Origin of the sequence: Chryseobacterium sediminis (assembly GCF_008386505.1) — a bacterium.
GTDB lineage: Bacteria > Bacteroidota > Bacteroidia > Flavobacteriales > Weeksellaceae > Chryseobacterium > Chryseobacterium sediminis.
In genome coordinates this window covers 2,614,413-2,640,569 of sequence record NZ_VUNZ01000001.1, presented here as the reverse complement: position 1 = coordinate 2,640,569, position 26,157 = coordinate 2,614,413, and the positions used below count along the sequence as shown (strand labels likewise).

Here is a 26,157-nt window from a genome sequence, read left to right as displayed (position 1 = left end):
TAATATTGACTTAGTATTGTTTTTACTTTGCGTTTAAAAATTAAGCGAAAGATTTCCATCTTAAAACACAAAATCTTCCTTCGACCCGGGAATTTTGAATTTGTGGTCTCCGATAAAGAAATCGTTCATTTTAATAAGAGTCGGGAATTTATGAGAAAACTCTTTGTGTGAGTTTCCAGGTACTTTGGTATCGTCATCACAGGATGAATATTCTCTGTCAACAATCACTTGGCCTGTAGAAAAATTGATTTCATTCGTAAAACTGAAATCACAGGTATCTTCAAAATGATCATGCGAGCCTATCAGATAGAAATCTCCGTTCTGAAATCTGAAGGTATGTTTATATTGCTGGGTATGCCTTGAATTGGTAAAAAACTGCTGTTCAATAATAAGACAATTATTTTTTATATTGATTTCAAGAGTATTATCAGAAGGATAAAATCCAAATCCACTTGAAAAAAGGATGGCAGAATTTTCTTTCCATACCTTTAGACCGTTGTTTCCCTTTTTCAGAATATAGAAAACCCTTTTATAGTCACTTGTACCTTCGAGGTTTTGGTTGTCTGATGCTTTTATATTCGTATCAAATATCAGGACCGTTTCATCTTTTCCGTCTTTGTCAAGATCACCTTTAGATTCTGCAATCTGGGTATAACCTTTCGGAACCGAAAAATTTTTCAGATTCTGAGCAGATAAGCTCGTTACAGATAAGACCGTTAAAAAAGAAAAGAAGATTTTCATCATTATTGTATAGAATTAAAATGTGGTAATCCGAAATAACAAGTATCATCAAATTACCACACTTTATAGATTAATTAATGAGTCAGAATGCTTTCAAGGTCTTCCCAGAACATTGGATAAGACTTTTCTACTACATCTTCATCTTCAATAGTAAGTTCTTTAATCAGACTAAACGGAGCGAAACTCATTGCCATTCTATGATCCTGATAAGTCTTAATGGAAATATTGTCTTGTGGCTCTCCGAAACTGATTGATTTAATCGTTAAATCCGTAATTTCCGTTTCAGTACCTAGTTTTTGCAGTTCATTATATAAAGCAAGAAGTCTGTCGGTTTCCTTTACTCTTAACGTTCCCAATCCGGAAATATCAAAAGGTATTTTTAAGGCTGCTGCTGTTACACAAAGAGTTTGTGCAATATCAGGACAGTTATTCATATCCAGAATAATTTTTTCAGGAAAAGAAAAATCTGGCTGAGGTTTTAGAGTTAGTTGATGCTCATCTTCAGAGAATGTTGTTTTGATCCCGAAGAATTTCTCATAAATTTCGGCAATTGCAGAATCTCCTTGCGTAGATTCTTTATAAAAACTTTTCAGGTGAATGGTTTCTCTTCCCAAAGCGCAGATAGAATAGAAGTAAGAAGCCGAACTCCAGTCACTTTCCACTTCATAATGTACCACCTCAGAACTGTTATCAGTGAATGGTTCTACTTTTATTGTATTTCCCTCAAAGCTGTTTTGGATACCAAATTTGGTAAGAATATCCAACGTCATTTCAATATAAGACCTTGAAGTAACTTCTCCTACAAGATTAATTTCCAGTCCGTTTTCAAGTTTTCCTGCAACAAGAAGCAGAGAGGTGATAAACTGGCTTGAAATATTGGCCGGAACATTCACGGAAGTTTGGGTAATCTTTTTTCCTGTAATTTTTAAAGGTGGAAAACCTTCATTTTCCATGTATTCTATTTCCACTCCAAGATCTCTCAAAGCACTTACAAGATTTTTGATGGGCCTTTCTTTCATTCTTCCTGAGCCGGTAAGAATTGTTGTTTTACCTTCCTGGATAGAATAATAAGAAGTAAGAAAACGCATGGCAGTTCCCGCATGATGAATGTTTACCACTTCCGTATTTTCAGATAATGCTTTTTTTAATAATTGAGTATCCTGAGAATTGGATAGATTTCCGATTTTTATATTGCTGAACAGACTCTCCAGAATCAATAAACGATTTGAAATACTTTTTGAACCGCTGATCTGTACTGTTTTATTTTCTAATAATTTTGATTTTTCTAGCTTCTTCATTATGATCTGCATTGTATTAAAAAAATTATGAGCTACAAATTCATTTGTACCTCATAATTGATAGTTATTTTAATTTTTCGTTATTCTGATGCCGGTCTTTATCGCGGTCAGTTTTGATTTTCATTTTTCTGTCGAAAGCATCCTGAAGATTGACTCCTGTTTGATTGGCAAGACATAACGTTACAAAAAGTACATCGGCCAGTTCTTCACCAAGATCTTTCGTCTTATCACTTTCCTTCTCGCTTTGTTCACCGTATCTTCTGGCAATGATTCTTGCCACTTCACCTACTTCTTCTGTCAGCATCGCCATATTCGTAAGCTCATTAAAATATCTTACACCAATGGTTTTGATCCATTCATCAACCTGTTTCTGTAACTGAGTAATTTCCATTATTGATAAGCTCCCAATGTTGGGTTTGTAGTTCTGGATACACCGACAATATCGGAAGGTACTGTTGCTGCAACAGCTGCATTTCCTTTTCCAAGGGCTGGAGAACCTGGTTTTACTCTTAGATTCATTTTAGCCATAAAATAGTTGACAAACTGTGGATCCGTATTCTTAGTTGTTTGTACCACATTTGGATTGTTGTCAAAAGTGAAACCTGCTCCTGTGGCACTGGTATATTTGATTAATGAATTTTGCAGTAAGAATTCAAACTGCTGTCCCGGAGTCTGTTCAAAATGAATGGCATCATCCCTGTCAGAATAGATGATACTGTTTTTTATATCAAGTTGCTGTAAAGCGCCCTGTTCTGTTTGTCCGGCATCATTCTTCCACTCGTTGGCTGCAAAAATTCCACTTCTGTCAAAAGAACTCATCGTTTTAGAATAGTTGGCAATCGTAGCGTGAGTGTAGCTGTGTTTTCCTCCTCTGAAAATACCGATACATGATAAACCGCAATTGTTCATGACAAGATTGTTGGCATTCACAGTAGAACCCACCGCATAAATTCCATATTCAAAGAAAGTATGAATAAACGAATTGGTGATGGTAGCATTGGTTTGTTTCATATCAAGACCTCTTGTTCCTCCGAAAAGCCTTGCATGGTTCATCTTAAGCGTAGAATTTGCTTCCATTTTGATAGAATTCCAGTTTTTAGGAATAGTATCATAATAAGGATCATTTCTGTCTCCACGAAGAATAACCTGGTTGGCCTGAGTTCCGTTGATATTTAAAACAGCTCCGGAAGAAACTTTCATTCCGCTGTTTTTGTGGAAGTATACCTTAGTTCCGGGATCTATGTCCAGTGTTACACTTGGGTTGATGGTAAGATTTCCGTAGATAATCTTTGCTTTATTGTTATTCCATGTTGTAGAATTGGTAATTTCATTAGGATTGCCGGGAGTCTGAATAAAAAATTCTGCATCCTGAACTACAGAGAACAATGTTACGTGTTGTTCTCCGGCAGGGCTTGTGAAAATAACTTTGTCTTCAGCAATCGCTTCAGGTCCTGTGGCTTCAGGGGCAATTTCAACAAAAATATAAAGACTGTCTTTCTTTCTTAAAGGAACATTTTTAAAATCATATCCAGGTTTTCCGTCCACGTTGATTCTATATAATGAGGCGGCACCTTTCTCAAGATTCACTCTTGGGATCAAGATATCCTTATCTTCATTATTATATACTTTTACAACATAGGTTTCTGAACGTACCTGATGATATACCGTATCACAGAATACCGTGTCTCGTGAGAAACTTAGCTGCTGCGTAGGACTGTCAAACGTAATATCATCCTTATTACATGATACTGCTACAAGTAACATCCAGAAGGAAAAAGCCAGTAATAATTTGAATTTCATTGAAATTAAAGTTTAAGTAAGTTCCAAATTTAACGAAAATACTTTGAATTTCTTATCAATAAAAAAATATTGAATCGAGTATTTGGAAATTAAAAAAAATGTTGTATTTTTGCAACCTAAAATTTAGCAGAGAAATATCCATTACTATTTCGAAAGCAAACTTAATTTTTTTAAAAATAGTATTATGAAAAACGGAATCCACCCAGAAAATTATAGACTTGTTGTTTTCAAAGATATGAGTAACGACGAGGTGTTTCTTTGCAAGTCTACTGCAGAAACAAAAGACACTATCGAGTTTGAAGGACAAGAATACCCATTAATCAAAATGGAAATCTCTTCAACTTCTCACCCTTTCTACACTGGTAAAGTAAAACTAGTTGACACTGCAGGTAGAGTTGATAAGTTCATGAACAAATACAAAAAATTCGCTAAGTAATTTTTGTACACTTAAAATATTAAAGTCTTCCAATTTTTGGGAGACTTTTTTTATTGTAAATTTGTTAACCTTGAATTTTAAACCTTAAACTTAAAACTGAGTGATGCAATTAGTATTTTCAGACGCACAATATTGGGAAGACTTTCTTCCGCTTACTTTTACCCGTCCCATTGCTGCAATGCGATGCGGAATTCTTACATTCTCTGAAAGATGGCAGAAGATCCTTGAAAATTCAGAGATTTCCTACTTCACGGAAACATATCTTCAGGATAAATTTAAAAGTCCGGAGGAAAAAGAAAGTCTATTTTTAGTTCCGAATTTCCTTCCTACAGAAACCGTAATTCAACAGATTAAAGATCTTAAGCTGGGAGAAGCATTGGTTTATGAAGACGAGTTAATCGCCGCTAAAATCAATATGAAGAATTTTTCTCTGAATCAGATTGAAAAAATGACAGACATCAAGGAAGATCTTATTTTCTTTAAAAGACCAAAAGATCTGTTTACCTATAATCATCATGTTATTGATTTTGACTTTGATCTGATTACAAAAGGAAGGACTTCACAGGAATTATCTTCAACCAATGGTTTCTTAGGAGATAAAAAGGATCTGTTTATCGAAGAAGGCGCTGAGATTGAATTCTCCACATTAAATACTAAGACCGGTAAAATTTATATCGGTAAAAATGCTGAAGTAATGGAAGGATGCCATCTTAGAGGTCCTATTACCCTTGGAGAAGACTCTAAGTTTAATCTTGGGGCTAAAATTTACGGAGCAACTACTATTGGTCCACATTGTAAAGTAGGAGGAGAGGTAAATAATATTATCATTTTTGGCTATACCAGTAAAGGACATGAAGGGTTTGTTGGAAATTCCGTTATAGGAGAATGGTGTAATTTCGGCGCTGATACCAATTCCTCCAACCTTAAAAATAATTACAGTCACGTAAAACTATGGAATTACAGAACAAAGGCATTTGAAGATACAGGGTTGCAGTTTGCAGGGCTGATCATGGGAGATCATTCTAAAACAGCGATCAACACTCAATTGAACACCGGAACGGTGATTGGTGTTGCTTCCAATATTTTCAAACCTGGCTTTCCGCCCAATCTTGTGGAAAACTTTTCATGGGGTGGATTGAAAGATGATGAGAGATTCAGGCTGGATAAAGTATATGAAGTGGCAGAAAGAGCTATGGCAAGAAGGAAAATCCCTTTAACGGACGAGGATAAAGCGATTCTGAAACATATTTTTGATACGTATTAATTCGATTATAATAAAAAACTTCAATTTTTTTTGAAGTTTTTTTATTTTTGATGTAATAGATCTGTAATGGCAATTGTCTTACCTATAAGAAACAAAACTCATGACCCAAGAAACTTTCAAGAATACGGTGTTTATTCTCAAAGACGAGATGTATCGTTTTGCGAAGCGGTTTGTCATGAGCAGTGATGAAGCAGAAGATGTAGTACAGGATCTCATGATGAAGTTTTGGCAGAAGAGGGATGAGCTGGAGCAATTCGGGAATTTTAAATCCTATGCGCTGAAGTCTGTCCGGAACGAATGCCTGAACCGGCTGAAACATCACGACGTAAAGATCGGTTTTGCGGATATGCAGCTTCACCGCTCGGAGCTTTACAGTATGGAAGTTGATAACCTTAAGGAACATATTGTAGGATTTATCAATCAGCTCCCCGAAAAACAGAAGATGGTCATCCACTTGAAAGATGTAGAAGAGTATGATGTTTCCGAAATTTCTGAAATGCTGGAAATGGAGGAAAATGCAGTAAGGGTAAACCTTATGCGTGCAAGACAAAAAGTAAAAGAACAAATCTCACAACTGATGAGCTATGAAAAAAGATCAATTACAAGATAAATACAACGAGGTCTTCCGGGATATCAAGGAAGAAAAAATGGACTGGAGCTTTGAAGACTTTCTTCAGACTGCGGAAGGTGCGGAACCTGACCGGAATACAACACCTGTTATTCCATTGGAAGAAAAGAAGAAACCCTCCTTTCCTAAATGGTTCTGGATGGCCGCCAGTGTAATGCTGGTCTTCAGTATCGGATTCTTCCTGAATAACAATAATAAGGATGCACAGGATAAAGAAAAACTGGTAAAAGAGGAAATCTTAAAGCAGAAGTCCGGGTTCATTGAAGAAAACAGTGATCATCAGGAACAGGTTGCCGTTAATCATACAGACTCTATTTCCGGAGTGAAAAAAGATTCTGTTTTTCAGGATAATCAGGTAGCAGAAAAAGATGTACTGGATGAAATCCTGCCAAAAAGAGGAAGACTTAAAAAGGAAACAAGACCCAGATACGTAAGTAATTCCTCAAACAGTAAAAATTTAAGTGATTCGGTATCTGCATACAATGACTCTTATGTAATTGTAAACGGAAAAAGAATCAGCAGTGAAAAAGAAGCTATAGATGTTGCCAAATACTCCTTTATGAAATTAGGAAACGAGTTTAAAAAAACAGTAGCATCATCTCAAAAAAATGAAAATCTTGACAGCGAATACTAAAAATCAGAACAATCCCATGAAAAAAATATTTTTTATAATAGCCTTAATGCTAAGCAGCTTTGCAACTTATTCTGCACAGACTGAGAAATTAGACAAGCTTTTTCAGGATTTTGAAAAAAAGGGAAGAGTAACATCTATCAATATTAAAAAACCGATGTTCAAGCTATTGAATACCCTTGATGTGGATGATGCCTATGTCGGAAAAATAAGACCTATTCTTAACGATGTGGATGGACTTAAAATTTTAATTATTCCTAAAATTACCTTTCCGGATCGTTTAAAAGATGAGAATCTTGCCAATATAAAAATGAACGAGGATAAAACGGCGAGAATAAATGATGCCTTAAAATCATTAAACTTCAACGAGCTGATGTCTATGAGCAGTGATGGAACTTCTATGAAATTCCTGGCTGAAGATGAGAAAGATAACTATCTTGAGAATCTTGTTTTCAACGTTGATTCCAAAGAAGAGAATATTATTTTTATCCTGAATGGGAAAATGAAATTATCTGATGTTAACAAGATTATTAACTCCGGCGAAACAACTACTTCTTCTGTTACATCTTCCTTGAGAAATGATCTTACTTCAGGTAACACATCATCTTACCTTAACGGAGATAACAGAAATGTAGGTGAATTCTCAAAAATAGATGCCAGCGTAGGAGTGAATGTTACCTATAAACAGGAAAATACAAGAAGTGTAAAAGTTATTGCGGATGCAGATAAACTTCAATATGTGATCACAAAAGTGGAAAACGGAGTTTTAAAGATATATGTTGACAATAAAGGGGTTAGAAACCTGAGATTTAAAAATCTTAACGTCAATGTTTCCGCTCCCAGCATTAATGCTATAAAAACATCATCAGGAAGTGTCTTCACCGCAGTGAATCCTGTTACAGAAAGTAGCTTGGCAATTGATGCAGCCTCTGGTTCTATTATTAAAGGAACATTCAATGTAAAAGATGCAGCAGCAGTGGAAGTAAGCTCTGGTTCTGTGCTGGATGTTGATATTAAAACACCAAAGCTGGCATTGGATACTTCCAGTGGTGCAAGCGTGAGTATAGCCGGAGAGGCTGCCTCTGCCGTAATTGATATCAGCAGTGGAGCATCTTGTAAAGCAGATGACCTTAAAATCGCTTCAGCAGTGGTAGAATCTACTTCAGGAGCAAGTCTTTCGCTACTGGTTACAGATAAACTGAAAGTAAGTGTTTCTTCAGGAGCCGCAGTAAGACTGAGAGGAAATCCTGAACTGGATGCTAAAGTTGATAAAGTTTCAGGAGGAAGCTTCAGACAAATCAAATAAAAACTAACCTATGAAGACTCTTAAAAACATTTTCCTCACTATTCTGACAATAGGTATGCTCCAGTCGTGTATCGTATCAGAAAAGCCGAACATCGACTTTTTTCAGAATTCAAAATATGATTTTAAAGGAGTCCAGTTTGCAAGTATTAATGTGCCCATGGCTCTTGCTAAATCATATATTAAAAAGGCTTTAAGAGAAGAAGGAGAAAGTGAGGAAACCGTTAATCTCGTAAAGAAAGCTTCAAAAATAAAAGTTCTTACCGTAACAAACGGAAGTCAGGAAATGCTGAATGACTATACCCAATATCTGAACGATAATCATTATGAAGAATGGGCAACCATAAAGCATGACGGCGATAATGTCAATATAAGGGTAAAACAAGACGGTGATGCTATTAAAAATATGCTGATCACTGTAGGTTCCAATAGTAAGGATATGGTGTTTGTAGATGTGAAAGGAAATTTTACTCCTGATGATATCTCAAAAATGATTAATTCTGTTTCCGTTAAATAATTCCGGCAGTAATCCCCAAAAACTTTCAAAGCATGGAAAAACTGATAAAAGAGGTCCGTATCCTTAAAATCTATGCCGTTGTACTCACCATACTATGTGCGATGTTTTTCTTTCTCGCATTTAAAAACCAATCTTCCAACGAACGTTTTAAAGAAATAGATGTAGAACGTATCAATATCGTTGAGAAGGACGGAACGTTAAAAATGGTGATCAGTAATAAGGAACGCCAGCACCCCGGATTGGTAAATCACAAAGAAATGAACCCGCGCGAAAGAGAAGCAGGACTTATTTTCTTCAATTCCATGGGTGACGAATGTGGGGGACTTGTTTATGATGGCAATGACAAAGAGTCTGGAATGGTGTATTCCGTAGATCAGAGGAATACAGACCAGATCATGCAGCTTCAGTACTTTGAAGGATCCGGGAAAGATAAAAAGAGAGTCTATGGCTTAAAGCTTTGGGATCGTCCTGATGATTTCCCGTTGGAAGATATTATAAAGTTTGAAGATTCTTTGAAAAAATTAAATGATCCGGCAGCCAGTAAAAAAGCCTATGCAAAACTTCGGGAAGAAGGAAAGCTTACCAATGAACGGTTTTTTGCCGGTAAGACAGCCAGTGGTGATGTAGGGATATTTATCCGTGATACCAAAGGCAAAGTAAGATTAAAATTGTACGTTGATAAAAATAATCAAACCCATATTGAGAATTTGGATGAAAATGGAAATCCTGTCAAATAGGCCTTTAACATTGATTATTTAACACATAACTAAAAGTAGTTTCTACATATTCAATTATTTTGTACCGTAACCGTTCTGACAAAAGAGCGGTTTTTTGATTTAAGTTATTGATTATTAAATTTTATTTAAACTATCAAAAAGGATTTTCATATCTCACCAAAATAGCCTAATTTTGCACAGAAAGTAAAGATGTCTATTCATAACAAAATTGTAGAGACAGCCATCACTTTCGATGACGTTCTTCTAGTCCCTTCTTATTCAGAAGTTTTACCTAACCAGGTTTCATTAAAATCAAGACTTACCGACAAAATCACGCTGAATGTTCCGATAGTTTCCGCTGCGATGGACACAGTTACTGAAGCTGATCTGGCTATTGCTTTGGCAAGAGTGGGAGGATTAGGTTTTATTCACAAAAACATGACAATCGCTGAGCAGGCTGCTCAGGTAAACCGTGTGAAGCGTTCCGAAAACGGAATGATCTCCGATCCTGTAACTTTATCAAAAGATCATACCCTAGGAGAAGCGAAAAGTCTTATGTCAAGATATAAGATTTCAGGTCTTCCGGTAGTAGATGCTGATAATGTTCTGATAGGAATTATTACCAATAGAGATGTAAAATATCAGGAAAACCTTGATATGAAAGTGGAAGAGATCATGACCAAAGAAAATCTGATCACTTCAGACAAAGATACCAACCTTGAAAAGGCAAAAGAAATCCTTCTTAAGAACAGAGTTGAAAAACTTCCGATTGTAGATAAAGATAATAAACTTGTAGGGTTAATTACGATCAAGGATATTGATAATCAATTGGAATATCCAAACGCTAATAAAGATCAGAACGGTCGACTGATCGTAGGAGCAGGAGTAGGAGTAGGAGAAGATACATTGGCGAGAATTGAGGCTTTGGTACAGGCAGGAGTTGATATCGTAGCAATTGATTCTGCTCACGGTCATTCTAAAGGAGTTTTAGACAAAATCTCAGAAATCAGAAAAGCATATCCGAACCTTGATGTTGTAGGTGGAAATATTGTAACTGCAGAAGCTGCTAAAGACCTTATTGAAGCTGGAGCTAACGTGCTTAAAGTAGGAGTAGGCCCAGGTTCTATCTGTACAACAAGAGTAGTTGCAGGAGTAGGAGTTCCTCAGTTATCTGCTATCTATAATGTTTACGAATATGCTAAGTCACAAAATGTAACAGTAATTGCTGATGGTGGAATTAAACTTTCAGGAGATATCGTTAAAGCGATAGCGAGCGGAGCAGGAGCAGTAATGCTTGGTTCTCTTTTAGCTGGTACAGATGAAGCTCCGGGAGAAGAAATTATTTTCCAGGGAAGAAAATTCAAATCTTACCAAGGTATGGGAAGTCTTTCTGCTATGAAGAGAGGAGGTAAAGAAAGATATTTCCAAAGTGAGGCTAAAAAATTCGTTCCGGAAGGAATTGAAGGAAGAGTTCCTCATAAAGGAAAATTGGAAGATGTAATTTTCCAGTTAACAGGAGGTCTAAGAGCCGGTATGGGATACTGTGGATCTAAAGATATTGAAACACTTCAAAAAGATTCCAAACTGGTAATGATTACAGGAAGCGGATTGAAAGAATCTCACCCGCATGACGTAATCATCACACAGGAAGCTCCGAATTATTCTTTATAAAATTATAATTGAATTTATATATTAAAAACCGCACAATTAGTGCGGTTTTTTTATTTTGTAATTATGAGTTAACTTGTTGATTAATAGTTGTTTGTTTTTGTTTGTTTGGGTTTTTGAATTATTTATTTTTCTTTATTTTGTGTGTTTTTTTAAGAATAGTTTAATTAAATTAATAGTAGTTTGAAGTGGTATTAATTTTATTTTGGTTTGGAAATGTAACAATAATGAGTTTTTTTCTACTAACTGTAATAAAATTTTAAATTTTGTGCTGATTATTAATAACAAATGCTATTGATTGATGCTTGAAATTGTAAATTTGCAATCTATTAATTTTTTAAAATATTGTAATGAAGAAAACTATCCTTTGTGGGGCAATGTTACTATCCCTTTCAATATCAGCACAGCAAAAAAAAGATTGGTGTGACTTTGATAATGAACAGAGAGTACACCAAAGACAGAATGCGGAAATTGATGAAATGGTTCGCAATATCCGTAACAAAATTATTAGCGGTGATCAAAGTACTGCTGCTAAGAATGGAAGTGCATACAAAATTGTAAATGGAGTTTATGAAATTCCTGTTGTAGTACACGTAATTGCACCTACAGGAGCTGCTATTGGTACAACTTACAATAAGAGTGATGCACAAATTCAGGCGTGGTTGGATCATTGTAATCAAATGTACGCAGGTACTTATCAGTGGGCTCAGGGAATTCCTGCAGATTTTGGTAATGCTGCTACAATGCCGATTAAATTGGTGTTGGCTAAAAGAGATCCTAACTGTAATGCCACAACAGGGATTATTCGATATAACGGAGGCGCTCTTGCCGGATATGATACTTATGGAGTAAAACGTAGCGGTACTGACGGCGTTACTACAGCGCAGGTAAAGACTATTGCTCCACACTGGCCGGAAGCTTCTTATTTTAATATCTATATTATGAATAAAGTAGATGGTGGTGGAACATACGGTATCATGGGTTGGGCAGGACTTCCTCAAAATGCTGATGCTAATTACGAATCCTTCATGAAATCTTTCGTGGTTACTTTACAGGATGATATTACTTTGGCGCACGAATTCGGACACAGTATGGGATTACTTCATACATTTGGTAATGCTAACGCTCAGCCGCCACAGGGGACTACTTCTGTTACTTACTGCCCGGCAACTACTAATAACTGTGCTACAGATGATGACCAGGTATGTGATACAGAAAGATCAAGAAGTTTACTGAATGACCCTGCTCCTACTAACAACGATATGAATTATTGTACAGGAGCAAACTATCAGGGAGTACAGTATAACATGATGAACTATACCAATCCTATAGCATTTAAATTTACAAATGGACAACATGACAGAGCTGCTCTTTATTTCTTTTTAATGAGAGGATCTCTAAGTACTTCATTAGGAGCAACAGCACCTTCTGCAGCTGCTGCGATTGGAACACCTATTGCTGCAACATGTAATCCTGCAGGTATTACTACACCAGATAATTATTTTGTAGGACCAACTCTTGTAAAGCTTGGAAGTATTAATAATGCAACTACAGGATATTGGCAGAATAATACTAACTTTTATGAAGACTATACAGTTGCAAGCTGCCTGAAAGCTACAGGAACAGAACTTTCAGCAACGGGAACACATAACCTTCAGGTAAATGTATCAGCTTCAAATAATGATCTAAGAGTTTGGCTTGACTATAATAATAATGGAACGTTTGAAGCTTCTGAACTTGTAGCTTCTGCTGACAATATTATAGCTGATCCAGTTACGGAAATAGGTACTTACAGCACTACGATTACAGCTCCTGCTTCAGTAGTGTTGAATACACCATTAAGAATGAGAGTTCTTGTAGATGATGAGAATCCTAACATGACTCCTTGTGGACAATTAATGTACGGACAGGTTGAAGACTATACCGTGAAATTTGTTACGAACTTAGGAACAAACGAAGTAAAAGCTGATAATAATGATTTAACAGTTTATCCTAATCCAGTGGCAACAGGAGATAAAATCTTCATTAAAGCTAAAAATGGTAAAAACCTGAAAGTTTCTATTTCTGATATGTCAGGAAGACTGGTAGCAAGCCCGTCTGCAACTGAAGAAGGAAATGGTATTTTCAAAGTAGATCAGCAGTTAGAAAAAGGAGTATATATGATTCAGATTTCTAACGGAAAAGATTCTAAAACTTCAAAATTGATCATCAAATAAATTGATCAAAGCTTAAATAATATAAATGCCTCCATTTCAATGGGGGCATTTTTTATTCAATTCTAATATATTTAAATCTGGGCTTAATGACTTTGTTCAGGAATTGTCCTTTAGATTTTGCCTTTCCAAACTTCTCTATGATATCAGAGGGTACTTTAAGATAATCATAAACTGATCCTGACTGATATATGATTCTCAATATTTCAGTATTCGGAAAATAGATGAAATGATGTACAACACTTGAAGGCATATTACCATTTATGCAAAAAATATTCCTTAGCATAAAAAAATAAAGCTTCCGGAAATTCCGAAAGCTTCAAAGATTTGTTCTTATAAATAATAATTTATTTTTTCACGAATTTAAATTGATGAGTTTGAAAATCCCGGGTATTTATTTTTAGTATATAACCACCTGGAATAAGTTGTGAGACATCAATTTTTGAATCAAACATTTCAGATTTTACAAGTCGTCCGTCAATATTGTAAATTTGGATAGACAACCCATTATCAATACCGGAAATACGAATGAAGTCCGTTACAGGATTAGGGAAGATCCGGATTTTATTTTTAGAAAGATCCGAAGTTCCCAATGTTGTGGTCTGTACATCGCCCGTCATGGTAGAATTTGCTGCAGTAAGATTTCCATTACACAGCCCTGTTGTAAATGCTGTATTTTCAACCCAGGTTCCTATGCTGTTGCCGGGAGGAAAAGAGACTGTATTATTTCCTGTAGAATTGTAATAAACGAGTTTTGGATTTGTAAATGTACCATATCCCTCATCGGCAATAAACTCCCATCTTGTAAGAGTATTGTTCCATTGTATTTTAAATTCGCAGGTCCCCAGGCCACTGCAAGGCTCTCCGTCCACAGGAGTCGTTACATAGATGCTTTTGTTATTTGTGTCAACTCCTGTTTTATTAAAAATAAAAGTTTGATCATCAAACAGATTAATGCATCCTTTAAAAGTTATAGTCTGTGCAAAAGCTGAGCTTCCGGCTAGCAGACATAATAAGTAAAGAATTTTCATAGCTGTTAATTTTGTGATGGGAAAACTCCGGCCAATGCAATAATACATTTCAAGGTAATAAAAGGGGGTCTGTTTTCATGAGGCTGGTTTCCCCCTGTATTTCCTACCATTGTGCTTTTCATTGTAGTGTTAGCTCCTGTATCAGAATATTCTTTATCAAGACCTTTTGTGTCAGCAGGTAAATTATTTGTTGGAGTGCTTTGATTTCCTTCCGCCGTTACGGCATTTACAGTATGATTGTGAGCTGGCATTTGTGTTATCAGTAATGTTACACTTTCGGATCCTCCGGTTTCTCCCATGCTATACGTAGTAGGTCCCCCCGGAGCCTGTCCGTTATGAACAAGTACTCTTCCCCTCATATCTGGTAAAGCAAATGTGGTGGTTCCATTCCCTCCATAAGTAGTGCCTAATAATGAAAACAGTGCTTGATTTTGAGCGATAGGCAGGATCTGCCCATTACATTCTGCCCAGTATTTTGGTGCAAAATTATAAGGTACAAAAGCTATTTGTCCTAAAAATGGTTCTGATGCCTGTGCTTTTAGGGCAGGGGCAAATACACCGCAAATCAGCAGTGTACATGCAAGAAATAAATTTTTCATGATGACAAGGTTTTAAGTAATATAAAATTAGAAAATATTCCATATATAATAACAATAAAAACAAAAACCTTTCATTAATTTAATGAAAGGTAGATTTTATTAATTAAATATTAATTTTTTATAGATTTTTTCTCTAATGTTTAAATTGCTCGATTGTCAATAAACATAATAATTAATTCTTCAGATTATCCTTAAAATCCTCAATCCTGAAATCTGTCAGAGCATTTCCTTTTTCAATTTTCTCTTTGGAATACAATCTGAAATCATTTTCTGTTTTTTCTAAAAGATAGTCGTAAGGTCCTATATGAGAAATTAGCTTTACCAGAACCGGAGAGATCTCAAGACAGATAAACAATCCCATAATAAAGGCTGCTGCCAGTCCTATAATAGCCGAATTCTTACCCAATTCATCCAATGCCTGAAGCCTGGCTGCAAACCCATTGAATTTATCCTCAAAGGTCTCAGTAGATTTTCTTTCAGTTTCCAGATTCGTATATACCTTGGATATTTCTTTATCCAGATATTCAAGTCTGGGAGCAGCTTGTTTTTGATAGTTCTCAAGATCCTGTCTGCGCTGTTCCTTTAATTCCTGTTTACGTTTAGCATTCGGTCCGTAACCTTCTTTTCCACTTGTTAAACCCGATTGTTTTCCCAGAATTTCTTTTTCAAGTTCTACTGAAGCAGAATCATAGGATTTCTGATACTGTGCTATTTTCTCTGAAATTTGCTGTTTCTCGGTTTCAAAAGGCCCGCTCTGCTGAAGAATCCTTCCGTTCATTTCACCCTGAAGCTGTTTTTTATTCCTTTGAATGATGGTATTCAACTGTTTGTTTACCTCTTTCTCAAAAATTTTAAGCTCTAATGGTTTAGAAATAATAATCCCTAAAAACGTAGCAAGGATAAGACGGGGAATAGCCATCAGAATCTGATTCCACCATGTTCCTGTTTTTTTAATGGAAGAAACAATATAACGGTCAAGATTAAAAATCATGAGCCCCCAGAGAATTCCAAATCCTATAGCTGCCCAAATGTTGTCAAAAACCGTATACATAGCATAGCCTGCAGACAAAGTGGCAAATACAGCAGTGAAAAGTACAATCCCTCCAATGCCGGAAAATTTATTCCATTCACTCGGAGTCTTTCTTAAGATATGGATGTTCCCGCCGGAACATACCATCAGAAATTTTTGGAACCAGTTTATTTTATGAGTCCCTTGATTTATAGTTTGTTGGTTTGTTTTCATAACTGAAAATTTATACAAAGGTAGTACTAAAAATCATACCAATGTAAAAGATAGTATTATGTTTTACCAAGTAATTGTGCGTGTTTTTGTAAAAAGCTGTTTTTAAGACGATTAAATTTACTTTAGTGAATTTTTAAGGAAGAAGGTCAGGATTACTTCAATCTATCCGGATTCTGTTTCAAAAAACTCTCCCATCCGGAATACGATTTGGTATCTGTTATTGTTCCGGAATTAAAATGATGACATACAGCAACCGCAAGGCCGTCAGAGGCATCCAGATATTTGGTAGGGAATTCTTTTAGATTAAGAAGATTCTGAAGCATACCTGCTACCTGTTCTTTACTGGCGTTTCCGTTTCCGGTGATGGCCATTTTAATTTTTTTCGGAGAATATTCAGTGATAGGAATGTTTCTGTAAAGGCTGGCAGCCATGGCTACTCCCTGTGCGCGGCCAAGTTTAAGCATACTCTGTACGTTTTTTCCAAAGAAAGGAGCTTCAAGTGCTACCTCGTCAGGATGAAACTCGTCAATAAGAGACAGTGTTCTTTCAAAAATATATTTGAGTTTTGTTTCGTGATTGGGATATTTTTTCAAGATCAGTTCATGGATAGAAACCATCTCCATTTTTCCTTTTTTTACGGAGATGATGCCAAACCCCATTACCGTTGTCCCTGGGTCAATCCCTAAAATTATTTTCTCTGAAATCATTGTTCCAAAGATAGGACTTTTTAAGTTTTTTTAATTAAACAAATAGATGTGTTGTGATTCTTATTTTAGTAACTTTAAACAAAAATGATTATGAAAAATGTATTTAATGTACTCATTGTTCCCGTTTTTCTGTTCTGTAGCTTTCAGAAAGAAAATGGTTTAAGTCAGAAAAGGCAATCGCTTTCCGAAACTGTGACAAGAAAAGGCGATCGGATTATTTATTTGTTTTTTAAGGCGGATAAAGATCAGTCAGGAAATGCAAAAATTACCTTGCAAAATTCTAAAATCACAGATGGCCGATTGAAACATATGCCTTCTTTTGAAAGAAATGAAGTTAATAAGGGAGATCTTATCATCACATTGATAGGGTCCGGAGGGAAAGAAGTTGCTAAACAGCTTGTGAAAGATCCTTTTAATCCTGAATTGGAAGTGTATGAAAAAGAAGGGATTTCCAGACATAAAGCTTCTCTTCAAAGTACTGAGTTCAGTACCCGTTTTTCCTATTCTGAAAATGTTCAGACTATAAAGGTTGAAAAAGCAACCGATGATGGGGTACAACTATTATTCACACAAAAACTATAATTATGAAAAAAACTTTATTATCCCTTTTAATAGGAAGCAGCTGTTTTGCACAGACATTTGAGACTGTTCCTCTTCTACAAAATGGAGACAACAGTAAGCGAGTTGTGATTGCTGTTTTAGGAGACGGATTTACGGCTGCTCAGCAGACTGATTTTACCACATCGGCTCAAAATACAATCAATTATCTTTTTACAAAAAGTCCCTATACAGAATATAAAAATTACTTTAATGCCTATGCGGTAAAAGTAATTTCTACAGAATCAGGAGTAAAACATCCAGGGACTGCAACAGATGTTACAGAACCTGTAATTCCTGTAACCAATCCTAATAATTATCTAGGTTCTACTTTTGATGTCGGAGTTCACAGATGTATATACAGTAATACAACCAATAAGGTAGGGCAGGTTTTGGCAGCCAATATTCCTGATTATGATATTACCTATGTATTGGGTAATTCTACGGAATACGGAGGTTGTGGAGGAACTTATGCTTTTGCTTCATTAAATGGTTCTTCTAATGAAATTGTGGTGCATGAGCTAGGACACTCCTTTGGAAAACTGGCGGATGAATATTGGTTTTCAGGTACACTTGAATCTCCAAATAAAACACAAAATTCTAACCCTGCAACTATTAAATGGAAAAATTGGGTAGGATTAAACGGGGTAGGTGTATATGCTCATGCTGAAAGCCCAACCTGGTTCCGTCCGCATCAGAGTTGTGAGATGAGGTATCTTAATCAACAATTCTGCTCAGTATGTAAAGAGAATATTATTGAGAGAATTCATAGTTTAGTGTCTCCTGTAGATTCTTATACACCGGCAAATAGCACTTCAGTAGATGCTACATCAAATGTTACTTTCACGGTCAATGAAATTCTTCCTATTCCAAACACATTGGTTAACACCTGGACATTAAATGGAACAGCTTTAGGAGCAACAGGAAATAGCGTTACGATTACTCCCGGGCAACTTAACAACGGGAATAATACTTTGACATTTTCGGTAGTAGATAACAATCCGCTTTTGAAAGTTGATAATCACAGTACCCTTCATGTTACTACGGTTTCCTGGACTCTGAGCAAATCTACTCTTAAACTTTCAGAAGTAAAAGCTGAAGAAAGACGTTTCAGTATTTATCCGAATCCTACAGACGGAGAATTTTATATTAAAGGAAAACAGGATTTTTCAAAAGATGTAAAAATAGAAATCTATGATACTTCCGGAAAATTGATTCCATCCAGATTTGAATTCAAAGATGCAGGAATAAAGATTGACATTAAAAACTTTCCAACAGGTACTTATCTGCTGAATGTAAAAGAAAACAAAAATCTGATTCTTTCTCAGAAGATCATAAAAGAATAAATTTTAACTCAACCGGCTATCGCAGCCGGTTTTATTTTTCCAGTCTTTTTTCAGCAATAGGAATCCAATGTTCTTCGTGACGAAGGAGTAAAATCTTATCAACTATAAATTTAGTTTTGTATTCCTCTGTTTTGTACTTTTCCCAGGCTTTCAGATAGTTTTCCCAGGTGAGATTTCTATATCCTACAGTGATATGTGGTGTAAAAGAGTATTTTGCAAAATTAAACTGCTGCTTCACGCGGTGGTAAAGCTCTGTGAGATGTGCATTTTCTTCCGGCTGAATAAATAATACGGGATTCTTCGGATTGGGAAAGCTTCCAAAGCCATTCAGTTCAATTTCAAAAGGTGTCATTTCTGTACTGATCTTCTGAAAAGCAGTATGAATATCACTTTCCAGTTCAATCTCTCTGGAGAAAGGAGGGAAAAGTGTAATATGCGCTTCATTTTTCAAAGCCTTGGAGTTGGCATAATGAATGGCCAGATCTTTTTTAAAGACTTTTACTTCTTCAATGATCTCCTGAGGAGGGTAGATGGCTATGAAGTACATTTTTTTCATACAGCAAATTAAAGTTTTTATATTAAATTTATATACATAAGAAAATTATGCATATGTTTGCAATGTATAAATGATTCTATGAAAAAGAATAGTCTTTATAAAGGTACCCTGCAGAATATTATTTTGAAGCTTCTTTCAAAAGAAATCAAAATGTACGGATATCAGATTACTCAAAGAGCAAAAGAACTTACGGAAGGTGACCTTGAAATGACGGAAGGAGCGCTTTATCCATTACTGCACAAACTGGAGAGCGAGGGTATGATTATTTCTGAAATTCAGAAAATTAATGGGAGAGACCGCAAATATTATCTGCTGACTGAAAAGGGAAAGAAACAACAGGCAGAAAAAGAGACTGAGATGAAAAGTTATTTACTAAACCTACAAACCATATTCAATATATGATAACCGAAGAACAGGAAAATAAAATTACGGATTATCTGATAGCTCAACAGCTTTCATTGGATATTCTGGTAGAAATCAGAGATCACATGATCAGTCAGATTTCAGATATTCAGTGTCGGGAGAATATCAGTTTCGAGGATGCTTTTTTAAAGATAAAAGAATCCTGGAACGGAGAATTTAAATTAGTTAACTACCTGCTATTTTATCCAACAGAAATCCCTTTAATTGCCAAAAGAATTATACAGGAAAAGTATGCCGGACTTTTCAGAAAATCTTTAATGATAGGGTTGTTGGCTTTAGGAGTTAATGTATTGCTGATTTTTATAGCAAAAAATCAGGAGGTGTATAATATATTTTTCAAATTGCTTAACGGATCTTTTTTATTGGGATCAGTATTAATATTGGTTTTTAATTATAAGATCTGGAAATATCTGAAAGCAGATTTCAAATACAAAGGAAAAAGCCTTTATACAATGTATCAGCAGAATATAGGCTTAATGATAGTCTGCGCGTCTTCAATGGCACAGGTTGTGATAAAAAACGGGAATTATGCTTATCAGTTTTTCAGAGAACACAATCACTCTGAAGTTTTTCTGACCTTAGTTACATTGATTCTTCCGTTTATATTACAGACGGCACTGGTTTTTGCTGTATTCAATTTTATGGAACACAAAAAGAATTTAGCAAAAATGCAGGAATTTCTTAAGCTTGCATAAACAGTGTGTCATTCAACTAATGTTGTGATCTAAGCTGTTTAAGGGTATTCTCAAGATGATCTGTGATCTTTTTTACTTCAATATGAGGTCTGAAGATTACTCCTTTTCCTTTTTCTTCATCGGCAATGTTAGAAAGGATGATCACGGAAGTTTTCGTGTCCGGATAATAGATGTTTAATGAAGGAGAACCTTTTATGTAACCGCTGTGGAAATAAGAATTGGGCTGACCAATATTAAGCATAATGCCGTAAGCATAGCCCATTTTTCCAAAGATTGCATGACGTCTTTCTGCACTTTTTGCCATGAATAGTTTCAGGGTTTCAGGTTTTAAAATTTTTCCGCCATACAAAGCATTGTTCCATGAATGAAGATCTTCAATGGTAGATAATATTCCGCCAGCCGGAGTTCCGATTTCCTGTCCACCTAATCTTTTCGGCATGTTGGGAACTTCCTGAAATTTAGCAGGTGTACCAAGATAAGCGCTGGCAAAATTATTCCCTTTAAAAACATCTCCGGTTGAAGAATGGATCATTCCTGCTTTTTTAAAGAGTTCCTGAACATTTTCAGCATAGGACTTTCCGGAAATTTTTTCCACAATCTTGCCAAGAGTATTGAATCCGTCATTGGAGTAGAAGAAGTTGGAACCGCTTTTAAACATCAGCTTTCCTCCCACCATATTCAATCCTGAAGTATGATTTAATAACTGATGAATGGTAATGTTTTCATATTCTTTGATCTGGAATTCCTTCAGATATTTTGAAACTTTATCCGTTACATTCAGTTTTCCCTGTTCCATTTGAAGTAAAATCAAAACAGCAGTAAACTGTTTGCTTACAGAGCCTATGGCAAAAATGGTATTGCTGTCAATTTTAGTTTTCTTCTTAAAATCAGAATACCCGTTTTCTCTTCTGTAAAGGGGGATGGAGTCTTTAAAAACGGCAATACTTCCATTGAAATGATACTTTTTGAAAGTAGAATCAATCTGCTGTTCTAAAAGTGTTTTCTGAAAAGCGGCGACAGTGGAATCAATGATGGCTTTTTTATCAACAGGAGTAGCTTTTGGAGCCTCAGTTGTTGTACAGGAAAATATAAAACAGAATAGGGTCAGGAATACTAAATTTTTGATCACAGGTGTTGTATTTTTAAATGATGATTGTTACTCTTAAAGATACTAAAATATCTAAGAGCATTAAGGGATGCAAATTACGTGCTAGGATAGGAGACTGGACCAGATTAATATTGATTTAATCAGCCTTTGTGGAATATTTCAGAGTTATGAATGAAATCATTACTGAAATAAAATAATATATTGAAAAGCCTGTGGATAAATATTCACAGGCTTATTTTAACAACAGATCACAAAACCAGAAAACATATTCACTGTCTTCTTCTTCAGGAGAGGTTTTAGGTTTGGGATAAGTCTTTTTGACGGTTTCCCCGATTTCAAAGTGAACCGGATTTTTGAAAACAGGGCCATCAAAAGTGAAGGTGTGAAATTCTCCGTTTTCTCCGCATGGATCTACATTTTCAGGAAGATCATCAATGAATTTCTGATCAATGATTCGCCCTGCAAAGCTTTTATCCAGATAAGTTCCGTTTACACAGGTTACAATGGTTTTAAAACCAAGTTCTAAAAATTCATGGATGAGGTGGGAGGTATCTTGTTTCCACAGGGGAAATACAGCTTTCATACCGATAGCATTTAATTGGTCTTCCCTATATTTTCGCAGATCTTCCAGGAAAATATCACCGAAAACAGAATGGGTAATACCTTGAGCCTGAATTTCAGCCATTGTTGTACTCATAATTTGCTGGTATTCTTCCATTGATGGTTCTTTAGGAAGTTCCATTTTAATTAATGGAATTCCAAGACTTTCGGCCTGTTTTTCTAACAGAGAAACGTGAACTCCATGCATGGAAATCCTTTGAAATTCTTCATTAATACTTGTAAGCAGTGTGGAAATCTCATATTGGTCTTCCTGTAGTATTTTGTAAAGGGCAAGCGCGGAGTCTTTTCCGCTGCTCCAGTTGAATAAAGCTTTTGGTTTCATTTTGAAAATAAATCTGTCAAAAATAAGGATTTAAGGACGGTCTTGAAATTAAATTGAATGATGAAAATATTTTATAACAATTAAAATAAAAACCTCAAAGAAATCCTTTGAGGTTTTATTTATAAAAAATGTATGTCCAATTACGGCTTACATATTTCTTCTGTATTTACCGCCCACTTCAAATAAAGCATTGGTAATTTGTCCTAAAGAACAGTATTTTACAGCATCCATCATCACTTCAAATAAGTTTTGCTGATTGATGGCTGCATGTTGAAGTTGTCTCAGAGCTTCTTCAGATCTGCTGTCATTCGCTTGCTGGAAGTTGTGAAGAGATTCAATCTGTGCCTGTTTTTCCTCTTCTGTAGAACGGATAACTTCTCCTGGTAAAACAGTTGGCGAACCATCCTTTCCTAAGAAAGTATTTACTCCGATGATCGGATATTCACCCGTGTGCTTCAACCATTCGTAATGCATAGATTCTTCCTGAATTTTTGAACGCTGGTACATGGTTTCCATAGCACCAAGAACACCTCCTCTTTCAGTGATTCTGTCAAATTCTGTGTATACAGCTTCTTCTACAAGATCCGTTAATTCTTCAATGATGAATGATCCCTGAAGTGGATTTTCGTTTTTAGCCAGTCCTAATTCTTTATTGATGATCAGCTGAATTGCCATTGCTCTTCTTACAGATTGCTCGGTAGGAGTTGTGATCGCCTCATCATAAGCATTGGTGTGAAGAGAATTACAGTTATCATAGATCGCATAAAGCGCCTGAAGCGTTGTTCTGATATCATTGAAATCAATTTCCTGAGCGTGAAGAGAACGTCCTGAAGTCTGAATATGGTATTTCAGCATCTGGCTTCTTTCGTCAGCTCCATATTTTAATTTCATAGCTTTTGCCCAGATTCTTCTTGCTACACGTCCGATTACTGAATACTCAGGGTCGATACCGTTAGAGAAGAAGAATGATAAGTTTGGTGCAAAATCATTGATATCCATTCCACGGCTTAAGTAATATTCCACATAAGTGAAACCATTAGCCAATGTGAATGCTAATTGAGAAACCGGATTAGCTCCTGCTTCAGCAATGTGATATCCTGAAATAGAAACAGAGTAGAAGTTTCTTACTTTCTCTCTGATGAAATATTCCTGAACGTCACCCATGAGTCTAAGGGCAAATTCAGTAGAGAAGATACATGTATTCTGAGCCTGGTCTTCTTTTAAGATATCAGCCTGAACGGTACCACGAACGGTAGCAATCGTTTTAGCCTTAATTTCTGCATATGCATCTGCAGGAATTACTTCATCACCCGTTAATCCTAAAAGCTGTAATCCTAAACCATTGTTGGATGGAGGAAGTTCACCTTTGTATTTTGGTCTTTCTAAGCCTTTGTCATCAAATTTCTCTTTAAGTTTAGCTTCTACTTTAGCTTCTAAACCGTTTTCTTTGATATATTTCTCAACATTCTGATCAATGGCAGCATTCATAAAGAAAGCCAATAACATTGGTGCAGGACCGTTGATCGTCATGGAAACCGAAGTAAGTGCATTAACCAGATCAAATCCGGAGTACAATTTTTTAGCATCATCCAATGTAGCGATAGAAACCCCTGCATTTCCGATTTTACCATAAATATCCGGTGGTAAAGCAGGATCCTGACCATACAATGTTACAGAGTCAAAAGCTGTAGATAAACGTTTTGCAGGCATTTCTGCAGAAACATAATGGAACCTTCTGTTGGTTCTTTCAGGACCTCCTTCTCCTGCAAACATCCTTGTCGGATCTTCACCGGTTCTCTTGAACGGATAAATTCCGGCTGTGTAAGGGAAGCTTCCCGGAAGGTTTTCCTGTCCTTTCCATTTGATAAGATCACCCCAGTCATTGTATTTTGGTAATGCAATTTTTGGAATTCTCAAATGTGATAAAGATTCTGTGGAAGTCTCTACCTTAATTTCTTTCCCTCTTACAAAATAAGAATAGAATTCTGCATGGAAAGCTTTTTTTGTATCGTCCCACGTCTTCAGGAAGTCGATATTATCCTGATGAAGATTTTTTTCTGCCTTTTGATATTCAGCCTCTAAAACTTCATTGGAGATTATATTTTTTACTCCTTCAATATGATACATTGTTCTGGCCAGTTCAGCCTGCTTCTCAATATTGATGTCGTATTGTTTATTGTTTTCAACAATTTCAGAAAGGTAACGAACTCTTTTTGGAGGGATAATGGTTACTTCGTCTGTGATTTCCTGTTCTACAAATGCATTTAGTTTTAAATCAGCAAACTTTTCGTTTACTTTAGAAACCAATCTGTTGTAAAGTTCAGTTGTTCCGTGGTCATTAAACTGAGATGCTTTTGTAGCATATACAGGCATTTCTTCCAATGGACTTTCCCATAAAAGGTGGTTTCTCTGGAACTGCTTTCTTACTGCCTGAAGTGCATCAAGAGCCCCTCTTTTATCAGATTTGTTTAATGCTACAAGATCTGCGTAGTCTAGCATGTCGATTTTTTCCAGCTGTGTAGAGGCTCCATATTCGGGAGTCATTACATACATAGAAACATCGGCAAAATCTGAAACCTCTGAACCGGACTGCCCGATCCCTGAAGTTTCAAGGATGATAACATCAGGATGAGCCAGTTTCAGCACATTCAATGCAGAATGAATGAATGGAGAAACGGAAACGTTATTTTCTCTGGTTGCCATAGATCGCATATAAACTCTTGGATCATTGATCGCGTTCATACGGATTCTGTCTCCTAATAAAGCACCTCCGGTTTTCTTTTTTGAAGGGTCAATAGAAATAATGGCAATTTTTTTGTCAGTATTTGAACGTAAGAAACGTCTTACCAATTCATCTGTTAAAGAAGATTTACCAGCTCCTCCGGTACCTGTAATACCAATAATTGGAATGGTTAAATCTTTAGACTTTTCGTCAATTGCTTTTACAAGCTCAGGTTTTTCTTCTGAGAAGTTTTCAACAGCAGAGATAATACTAGCGATGCTTGTTGAGTTTTCAAAGCTGATGGCATCCAGATCTTTTGCGGTTACATCTTTTCCTGTAGCAAAGTCTGATCTGTGTACGAGATCATCAATCATTCCCTGAAGTCCTAGTTCACGGCCGTCATCCGGAGAATAAATTCTGTCTATTCCATAAGACATCAAATCTTTGATCTCTTCCGGAAGGATTACACCGCCACCACCGCCAAAAATTTTGATCTGCGGTGAATTTTTTTCTCTCAACAGGTCGTAGATATATTTGAAATATTCTGTGTGACCTCCTTGATATGAAGTTAATGCAATAGCATTGGCATCTTCCTGGATTGCTGTATTTACAACTTCCTCTGCTGATTTATCGTGTCCTAAATGGATCACTTCGCATCCTGTTCCCTGAATAACACGACGCATAATATTGATCGCAGCATCATGCCCATCAAATAATGAGGCAGCAGTTACGATTCTTACCTTGTTGGTTGGAGTATATTTTTGGGTTTCCATAAAAATTCTAGAAAGTTTCTAAGTTTCCAAATATAACAATAAAAAAAGAACCACGTGTTTGATTTTATTCTTTTGATTATCAGTTGATTGGTTGTGTTTATTTAATTGTATCTCCCCTTTTTGGGCTGTATATTTTGAAAGTTTGGAAATCACAGAGTTAAAACAAGTTGCAGTGACTTCATTTTCAAAGACACCCTTC

The 26,157-nt window shown here is 36.0% G+C and carries 26 protein-coding genes; 13 read left to right on the top strand and 13 right to left on the bottom strand.

Going from position 1 to position 26,157, the window contains the following annotated elements:
* Positions 1 to 60: 60 nt before the first annotated feature.
* The 4 genes from FW780_RS11995 to FW780_RS11980 all read right to left on the bottom strand — a co-directional run bounded on the left by FW780_RS11995 (position 61) and on the right by FW780_RS11980 (position 3,839).
* On the bottom strand, positions 61 to 744 hold the full coding sequence (locus tag FW780_RS11995; RefSeq protein ID WP_149833766.1) for a hypothetical protein: 684 nt from the start codon (positions 742 to 744) through the stop codon (positions 61 to 63).
* 71 nt (positions 745 to 815) lie between these two features.
* On the bottom strand, positions 816 to 2,039 hold the full coding sequence (locus FW780_RS11990) for a 3-phosphoshikimate 1-carboxyvinyltransferase (protein WP_149833765.1): 1,224 nt from the start codon (positions 2,037 to 2,039) through the stop codon (positions 816 to 818).
* A 64-nt stretch (positions 2,040 to 2,103) separates the two neighbouring features.
* Positions 2,104 to 2,430 (bottom strand): nucleotide pyrophosphohydrolase, encoded by a 327-nt coding sequence (locus FW780_RS11985; protein WP_047424924.1) that lies wholly within the window; start codon positions 2,428 to 2,430, stop codon positions 2,104 to 2,106.
* Positions 2,430 to 3,839: a hypothetical protein gene (locus FW780_RS11980; protein ID WP_149833764.1), complete on the bottom strand. Its 1,410-nt coding sequence runs from the start codon at positions 3,837 to 3,839 to the stop codon at positions 2,430 to 2,432. The genes FW780_RS11985 and FW780_RS11980 overlap by 1 nt, the downstream gene beginning before the upstream one ends.
* A 184-nt stretch (positions 3,840 to 4,023) precedes the next feature.
* Here FW780_RS11980 and FW780_RS11975 point away from each other — a divergent pair, with 184 nt between their 5' ends.
* From FW780_RS11975 to FW780_RS11935, 9 genes are all read left to right on the top strand, one after another.
* Positions 4,024 to 4,275 (top strand): type B 50S ribosomal protein L31, encoded by a 252-nt coding sequence (locus FW780_RS11975; RefSeq protein WP_027375398.1) that lies wholly within the window; start codon positions 4,024 to 4,026, stop codon positions 4,273 to 4,275.
* 103 nt (positions 4,276 to 4,378) lie between these two features.
* The gene (locus tag FW780_RS11970) at positions 4,379 to 5,539 is read left to right on the top strand and encodes a putative sugar nucleotidyl transferase (protein WP_149833763.1); all 1,161 of its coding nucleotides are present in this window, start codon (positions 4,379 to 4,381) and stop codon (positions 5,537 to 5,539) included.
* 100 nt (positions 5,540 to 5,639) lie between these two features.
* A complete protein-coding gene (locus FW780_RS11965) occupies positions 5,640 to 6,149 on the top strand; it encodes an RNA polymerase sigma factor (protein ID WP_002976192.1) in 510 nt (169 codons plus the stop codon).
* Entirely contained in the window at positions 6,124 to 6,801 is a 678-nt protein-coding gene (locus tag FW780_RS11960) for a hypothetical protein (RefSeq protein WP_149833762.1), read from the top strand. Before FW780_RS11965 ends, FW780_RS11960 begins: the two co-directional genes overlap by 26 nt.
* 16 nt (positions 6,802 to 6,817) lie before the next feature.
* Positions 6,818 to 8,104, top strand: coding sequence for a DUF4252 domain-containing protein (locus tag FW780_RS11955; RefSeq protein ID WP_241676893.1), 1,287 nt, complete (start codon positions 6,818 to 6,820; stop codon positions 8,102 to 8,104).
* Between the two features lie 10 nt (positions 8,105 to 8,114).
* The gene (locus FW780_RS11950; protein ID WP_149833761.1) at positions 8,115 to 8,618 is read left to right on the top strand and encodes a DUF4252 domain-containing protein; all 504 of its coding nucleotides are present in this window, start codon (positions 8,115 to 8,117) and stop codon (positions 8,616 to 8,618) included.
* Between the two features lie 32 nt (positions 8,619 to 8,650).
* Positions 8,651 to 9,355 carry a hypothetical protein gene (locus tag FW780_RS11945; protein WP_149833760.1) on the top strand — a complete coding sequence of 235 codons (705 nt, stop codon included), beginning with the start codon at positions 8,651 to 8,653 and terminating at the stop codon, positions 9,353 to 9,355.
* A gap of 189 nt (positions 9,356 to 9,544) precedes the next feature.
* The gene (gene guaB / locus FW780_RS11940; protein ID WP_149833759.1) at positions 9,545 to 11,005 is read left to right on the top strand and encodes an IMP dehydrogenase; all 1,461 of its coding nucleotides are present in this window, start codon (positions 9,545 to 9,547) and stop codon (positions 11,003 to 11,005) included.
* Positions 11,006 to 11,352: 347 nt separating this feature from the next.
* Positions 11,353 to 13,218 carry a GEVED domain-containing protein gene (locus FW780_RS11935; protein ID WP_149833758.1) on the top strand — a complete coding sequence of 622 codons (1,866 nt, stop codon included), beginning with the start codon at positions 11,353 to 11,355 and terminating at the stop codon, positions 13,216 to 13,218.
* Between the two features lie 52 nt (positions 13,219 to 13,270).
* Here FW780_RS11935 and FW780_RS11930 read toward each other — a convergent pair whose 3' ends face one another.
* From FW780_RS11930 to ruvC, 5 genes are all read right to left on the bottom strand, one after another.
* Complete coding sequence (locus tag FW780_RS11930) at positions 13,271 to 13,468, bottom strand: KTSC domain-containing protein (RefSeq protein ID WP_149833757.1); 198 nt, start codon at positions 13,466 to 13,468, stop codon at positions 13,271 to 13,273.
* A 94-nt stretch (positions 13,469 to 13,562) separates the two neighbouring features.
* The gene (locus FW780_RS11925; RefSeq protein WP_149833756.1) at positions 13,563 to 14,246 is read right to left on the bottom strand and encodes a T9SS type A sorting domain-containing protein; all 684 of its coding nucleotides are present in this window, start codon (positions 14,244 to 14,246) and stop codon (positions 13,563 to 13,565) included.
* 5 nt (positions 14,247 to 14,251) lie between these two features.
* Positions 14,252 to 14,845, bottom strand: coding sequence for a phage tail protein (locus tag FW780_RS11920; protein ID WP_149833755.1), 594 nt, complete (start codon positions 14,843 to 14,845; stop codon positions 14,252 to 14,254).
* 172 nt (positions 14,846 to 15,017) lie between these two features.
* Positions 15,018 to 16,088, bottom strand: a complete 1,071-nt coding sequence (locus FW780_RS11915) for a DUF4407 domain-containing protein (RefSeq protein ID WP_149833754.1) — start codon at positions 16,086 to 16,088, stop codon at positions 15,018 to 15,020.
* Positions 16,089 to 16,240: 152 nt separating this feature from the next.
* On the bottom strand, positions 16,241 to 16,795 hold the full coding sequence (gene ruvC / locus FW780_RS11910; RefSeq protein WP_047424950.1) for a crossover junction endodeoxyribonuclease RuvC: 555 nt from the start codon (positions 16,793 to 16,795) through the stop codon (positions 16,241 to 16,243).
* A 90-nt stretch (positions 16,796 to 16,885) separates the two neighbouring features.
* On the opposite strand from ruvC, the gene FW780_RS11905 reads away from it, so the two are divergent.
* A complete protein-coding gene (locus tag FW780_RS11905) occupies positions 16,886 to 17,377 on the top strand; it encodes a hypothetical protein (protein ID WP_149833753.1) in 492 nt (163 codons plus the stop codon).
* A 2-nt stretch (positions 17,378 to 17,379) separates the two neighbouring features.
* Positions 17,380 to 18,738 (top strand): T9SS type A sorting domain-containing protein, encoded by a 1,359-nt coding sequence (locus tag FW780_RS11900; protein WP_149833752.1) that lies wholly within the window; start codon positions 17,380 to 17,382, stop codon positions 18,736 to 18,738.
* Positions 18,739 to 18,769: 31 nt separating this feature from the next.
* On the opposite strand, the gene FW780_RS11895 is transcribed toward FW780_RS11900, so the two are convergent.
* On the bottom strand, positions 18,770 to 19,294 hold the full coding sequence (locus FW780_RS11895) for a 2'-5' RNA ligase family protein (RefSeq protein WP_149833751.1): 525 nt from the start codon (positions 19,292 to 19,294) through the stop codon (positions 18,770 to 18,772).
* 78 nt (positions 19,295 to 19,372) lie between these two features.
* Here FW780_RS11895 and FW780_RS11890 point away from each other — a divergent pair, with 78 nt between their 5' ends.
* Both FW780_RS11890 and FW780_RS11885 read left to right on the top strand, forming a co-directional pair.
* Complete coding sequence (locus FW780_RS11890; protein WP_149833750.1) at positions 19,373 to 19,696, top strand: PadR family transcriptional regulator; 324 nt, start codon at positions 19,373 to 19,375, stop codon at positions 19,694 to 19,696.
* Entirely contained in the window at positions 19,693 to 20,412 is a 720-nt protein-coding gene (locus tag FW780_RS11885; protein ID WP_149833749.1) for a hypothetical protein, read from the top strand. Before FW780_RS11890 ends, FW780_RS11885 begins: the two co-directional genes overlap by 4 nt.
* A 16-nt stretch (positions 20,413 to 20,428) precedes the next feature.
* Here FW780_RS11885 and FW780_RS11880 read toward each other — a convergent pair whose 3' ends face one another.
* From FW780_RS11880 to FW780_RS11870, 3 genes are all read right to left on the bottom strand, one after another.
* Positions 20,429 to 21,541 (bottom strand): serine hydrolase domain-containing protein, encoded by a 1,113-nt coding sequence (locus FW780_RS11880; protein WP_149833748.1) that lies wholly within the window; start codon positions 21,539 to 21,541, stop codon positions 20,429 to 20,431.
* 211 nt (positions 21,542 to 21,752) lie between these two features.
* Positions 21,753 to 22,463, bottom strand: a complete 711-nt coding sequence (locus FW780_RS11875; RefSeq protein ID WP_149833747.1) for a Dph6-related ATP pyrophosphatase — start codon at positions 22,461 to 22,463, stop codon at positions 21,753 to 21,755.
* A gap of 147 nt (positions 22,464 to 22,610) precedes the next feature.
* A complete protein-coding gene (locus FW780_RS11870) occupies positions 22,611 to 25,958 on the bottom strand; it encodes a methylmalonyl-CoA mutase family protein (RefSeq protein ID WP_149833746.1) in 3,348 nt (1,115 codons plus the stop codon).
* Positions 25,959 to 26,157 lie beyond the last annotated feature (199 nt).

Excerpts from the sequence above, each read along its gene's own strand:
- FW780_RS11995 (WP_149833766.1), bottom strand. The coding sequence starts at position 744 with ATGATGAAAATCTTCTTTTCTTTTTTAACGGTCTTATCTGTAACGAGC.
- FW780_RS11990 (WP_149833765.1), bottom strand. The coding sequence starts at position 2,039 with ATGAAGAAGCTAGAAAAATCAAAATTATTAGAAAATAAAACAGTACAG.
- FW780_RS11985 (WP_047424924.1), bottom strand. The coding sequence starts at position 2,430 with ATGGAAATTACTCAGTTACAGAAACAGGTTGATGAATGGATCAAAACC.
- FW780_RS11980 (WP_149833764.1), bottom strand. The coding sequence starts at position 3,839 with ATGAAATTCAAATTATTACTGGCTTTTTCCTTCTGGATGTTACTTGTA.
- FW780_RS11975 (WP_027375398.1), top strand. The coding sequence starts at position 4,024 with ATGAAAAACGGAATCCACCCAGAAAATTATAGACTTGTTGTTTTCAAA.
- FW780_RS11970 (WP_149833763.1), top strand. The coding sequence starts at position 4,379 with ATGCAATTAGTATTTTCAGACGCACAATATTGGGAAGACTTTCTTCCG.
- FW780_RS11965 (WP_002976192.1), top strand. The coding sequence starts at position 5,640 with ATGACCCAAGAAACTTTCAAGAATACGGTGTTTATTCTCAAAGACGAG.
- FW780_RS11960 (WP_149833762.1), top strand. The coding sequence starts at position 6,124 with ATGAAAAAAGATCAATTACAAGATAAATACAACGAGGTCTTCCGGGAT.
- FW780_RS11955 (WP_241676893.1), top strand. The coding sequence starts at position 6,818 with ATGAAAAAAATATTTTTTATAATAGCCTTAATGCTAAGCAGCTTTGCA.
- FW780_RS11950 (WP_149833761.1), top strand. The coding sequence starts at position 8,115 with ATGAAGACTCTTAAAAACATTTTCCTCACTATTCTGACAATAGGTATG.
- FW780_RS11945 (WP_149833760.1), top strand. The coding sequence starts at position 8,651 with ATGGAAAAACTGATAAAAGAGGTCCGTATCCTTAAAATCTATGCCGTT.
- guaB (WP_149833759.1), top strand. The coding sequence starts at position 9,545 with ATGTCTATTCATAACAAAATTGTAGAGACAGCCATCACTTTCGATGAC.
- FW780_RS11935 (WP_149833758.1), top strand. The coding sequence starts at position 11,353 with ATGAAGAAAACTATCCTTTGTGGGGCAATGTTACTATCCCTTTCAATA.
- FW780_RS11930 (WP_149833757.1), bottom strand. The coding sequence starts at position 13,468 with ATGCCTTCAAGTGTTGTACATCATTTCATCTATTTTCCGAATACTGAA.
- FW780_RS11925 (WP_149833756.1), bottom strand. The coding sequence starts at position 14,246 with ATGAAAATTCTTTACTTATTATGTCTGCTAGCCGGAAGCTCAGCTTTT.
- FW780_RS11920 (WP_149833755.1), bottom strand. The coding sequence starts at position 14,845 with ATGAAAAATTTATTTCTTGCATGTACACTGCTGATTTGCGGTGTATTT.
- FW780_RS11915 (WP_149833754.1), bottom strand. The coding sequence starts at position 16,088 with ATGAAAACAAACCAACAAACTATAAATCAAGGGACTCATAAAATAAAC.
- ruvC (WP_047424950.1), bottom strand. The coding sequence starts at position 16,795 with ATGATTTCAGAGAAAATAATTTTAGGGATTGACCCAGGGACAACGGTA.
- FW780_RS11905 (WP_149833753.1), top strand. The coding sequence starts at position 16,886 with ATGAAAAATGTATTTAATGTACTCATTGTTCCCGTTTTTCTGTTCTGT.
- FW780_RS11900 (WP_149833752.1), top strand. The coding sequence starts at position 17,380 with ATGAAAAAAACTTTATTATCCCTTTTAATAGGAAGCAGCTGTTTTGCA.
- FW780_RS11895 (WP_149833751.1), bottom strand. The coding sequence starts at position 19,294 with ATGAAAAAAATGTACTTCATAGCCATCTACCCTCCTCAGGAGATCATT.
- FW780_RS11890 (WP_149833750.1), top strand. The coding sequence starts at position 19,373 with ATGAAAAAGAATAGTCTTTATAAAGGTACCCTGCAGAATATTATTTTG.
- FW780_RS11885 (WP_149833749.1), top strand. The coding sequence starts at position 19,693 with ATGATAACCGAAGAACAGGAAAATAAAATTACGGATTATCTGATAGCT.
- FW780_RS11875 (WP_149833747.1), bottom strand. The coding sequence starts at position 22,463 with ATGAAACCAAAAGCTTTATTCAACTGGAGCAGCGGAAAAGACTCCGCG.
- FW780_RS11870 (WP_149833746.1), bottom strand. The coding sequence starts at position 25,958 with ATGGAAACCCAAAAATATACTCCAACCAACAAGGTAAGAATCGTAACT.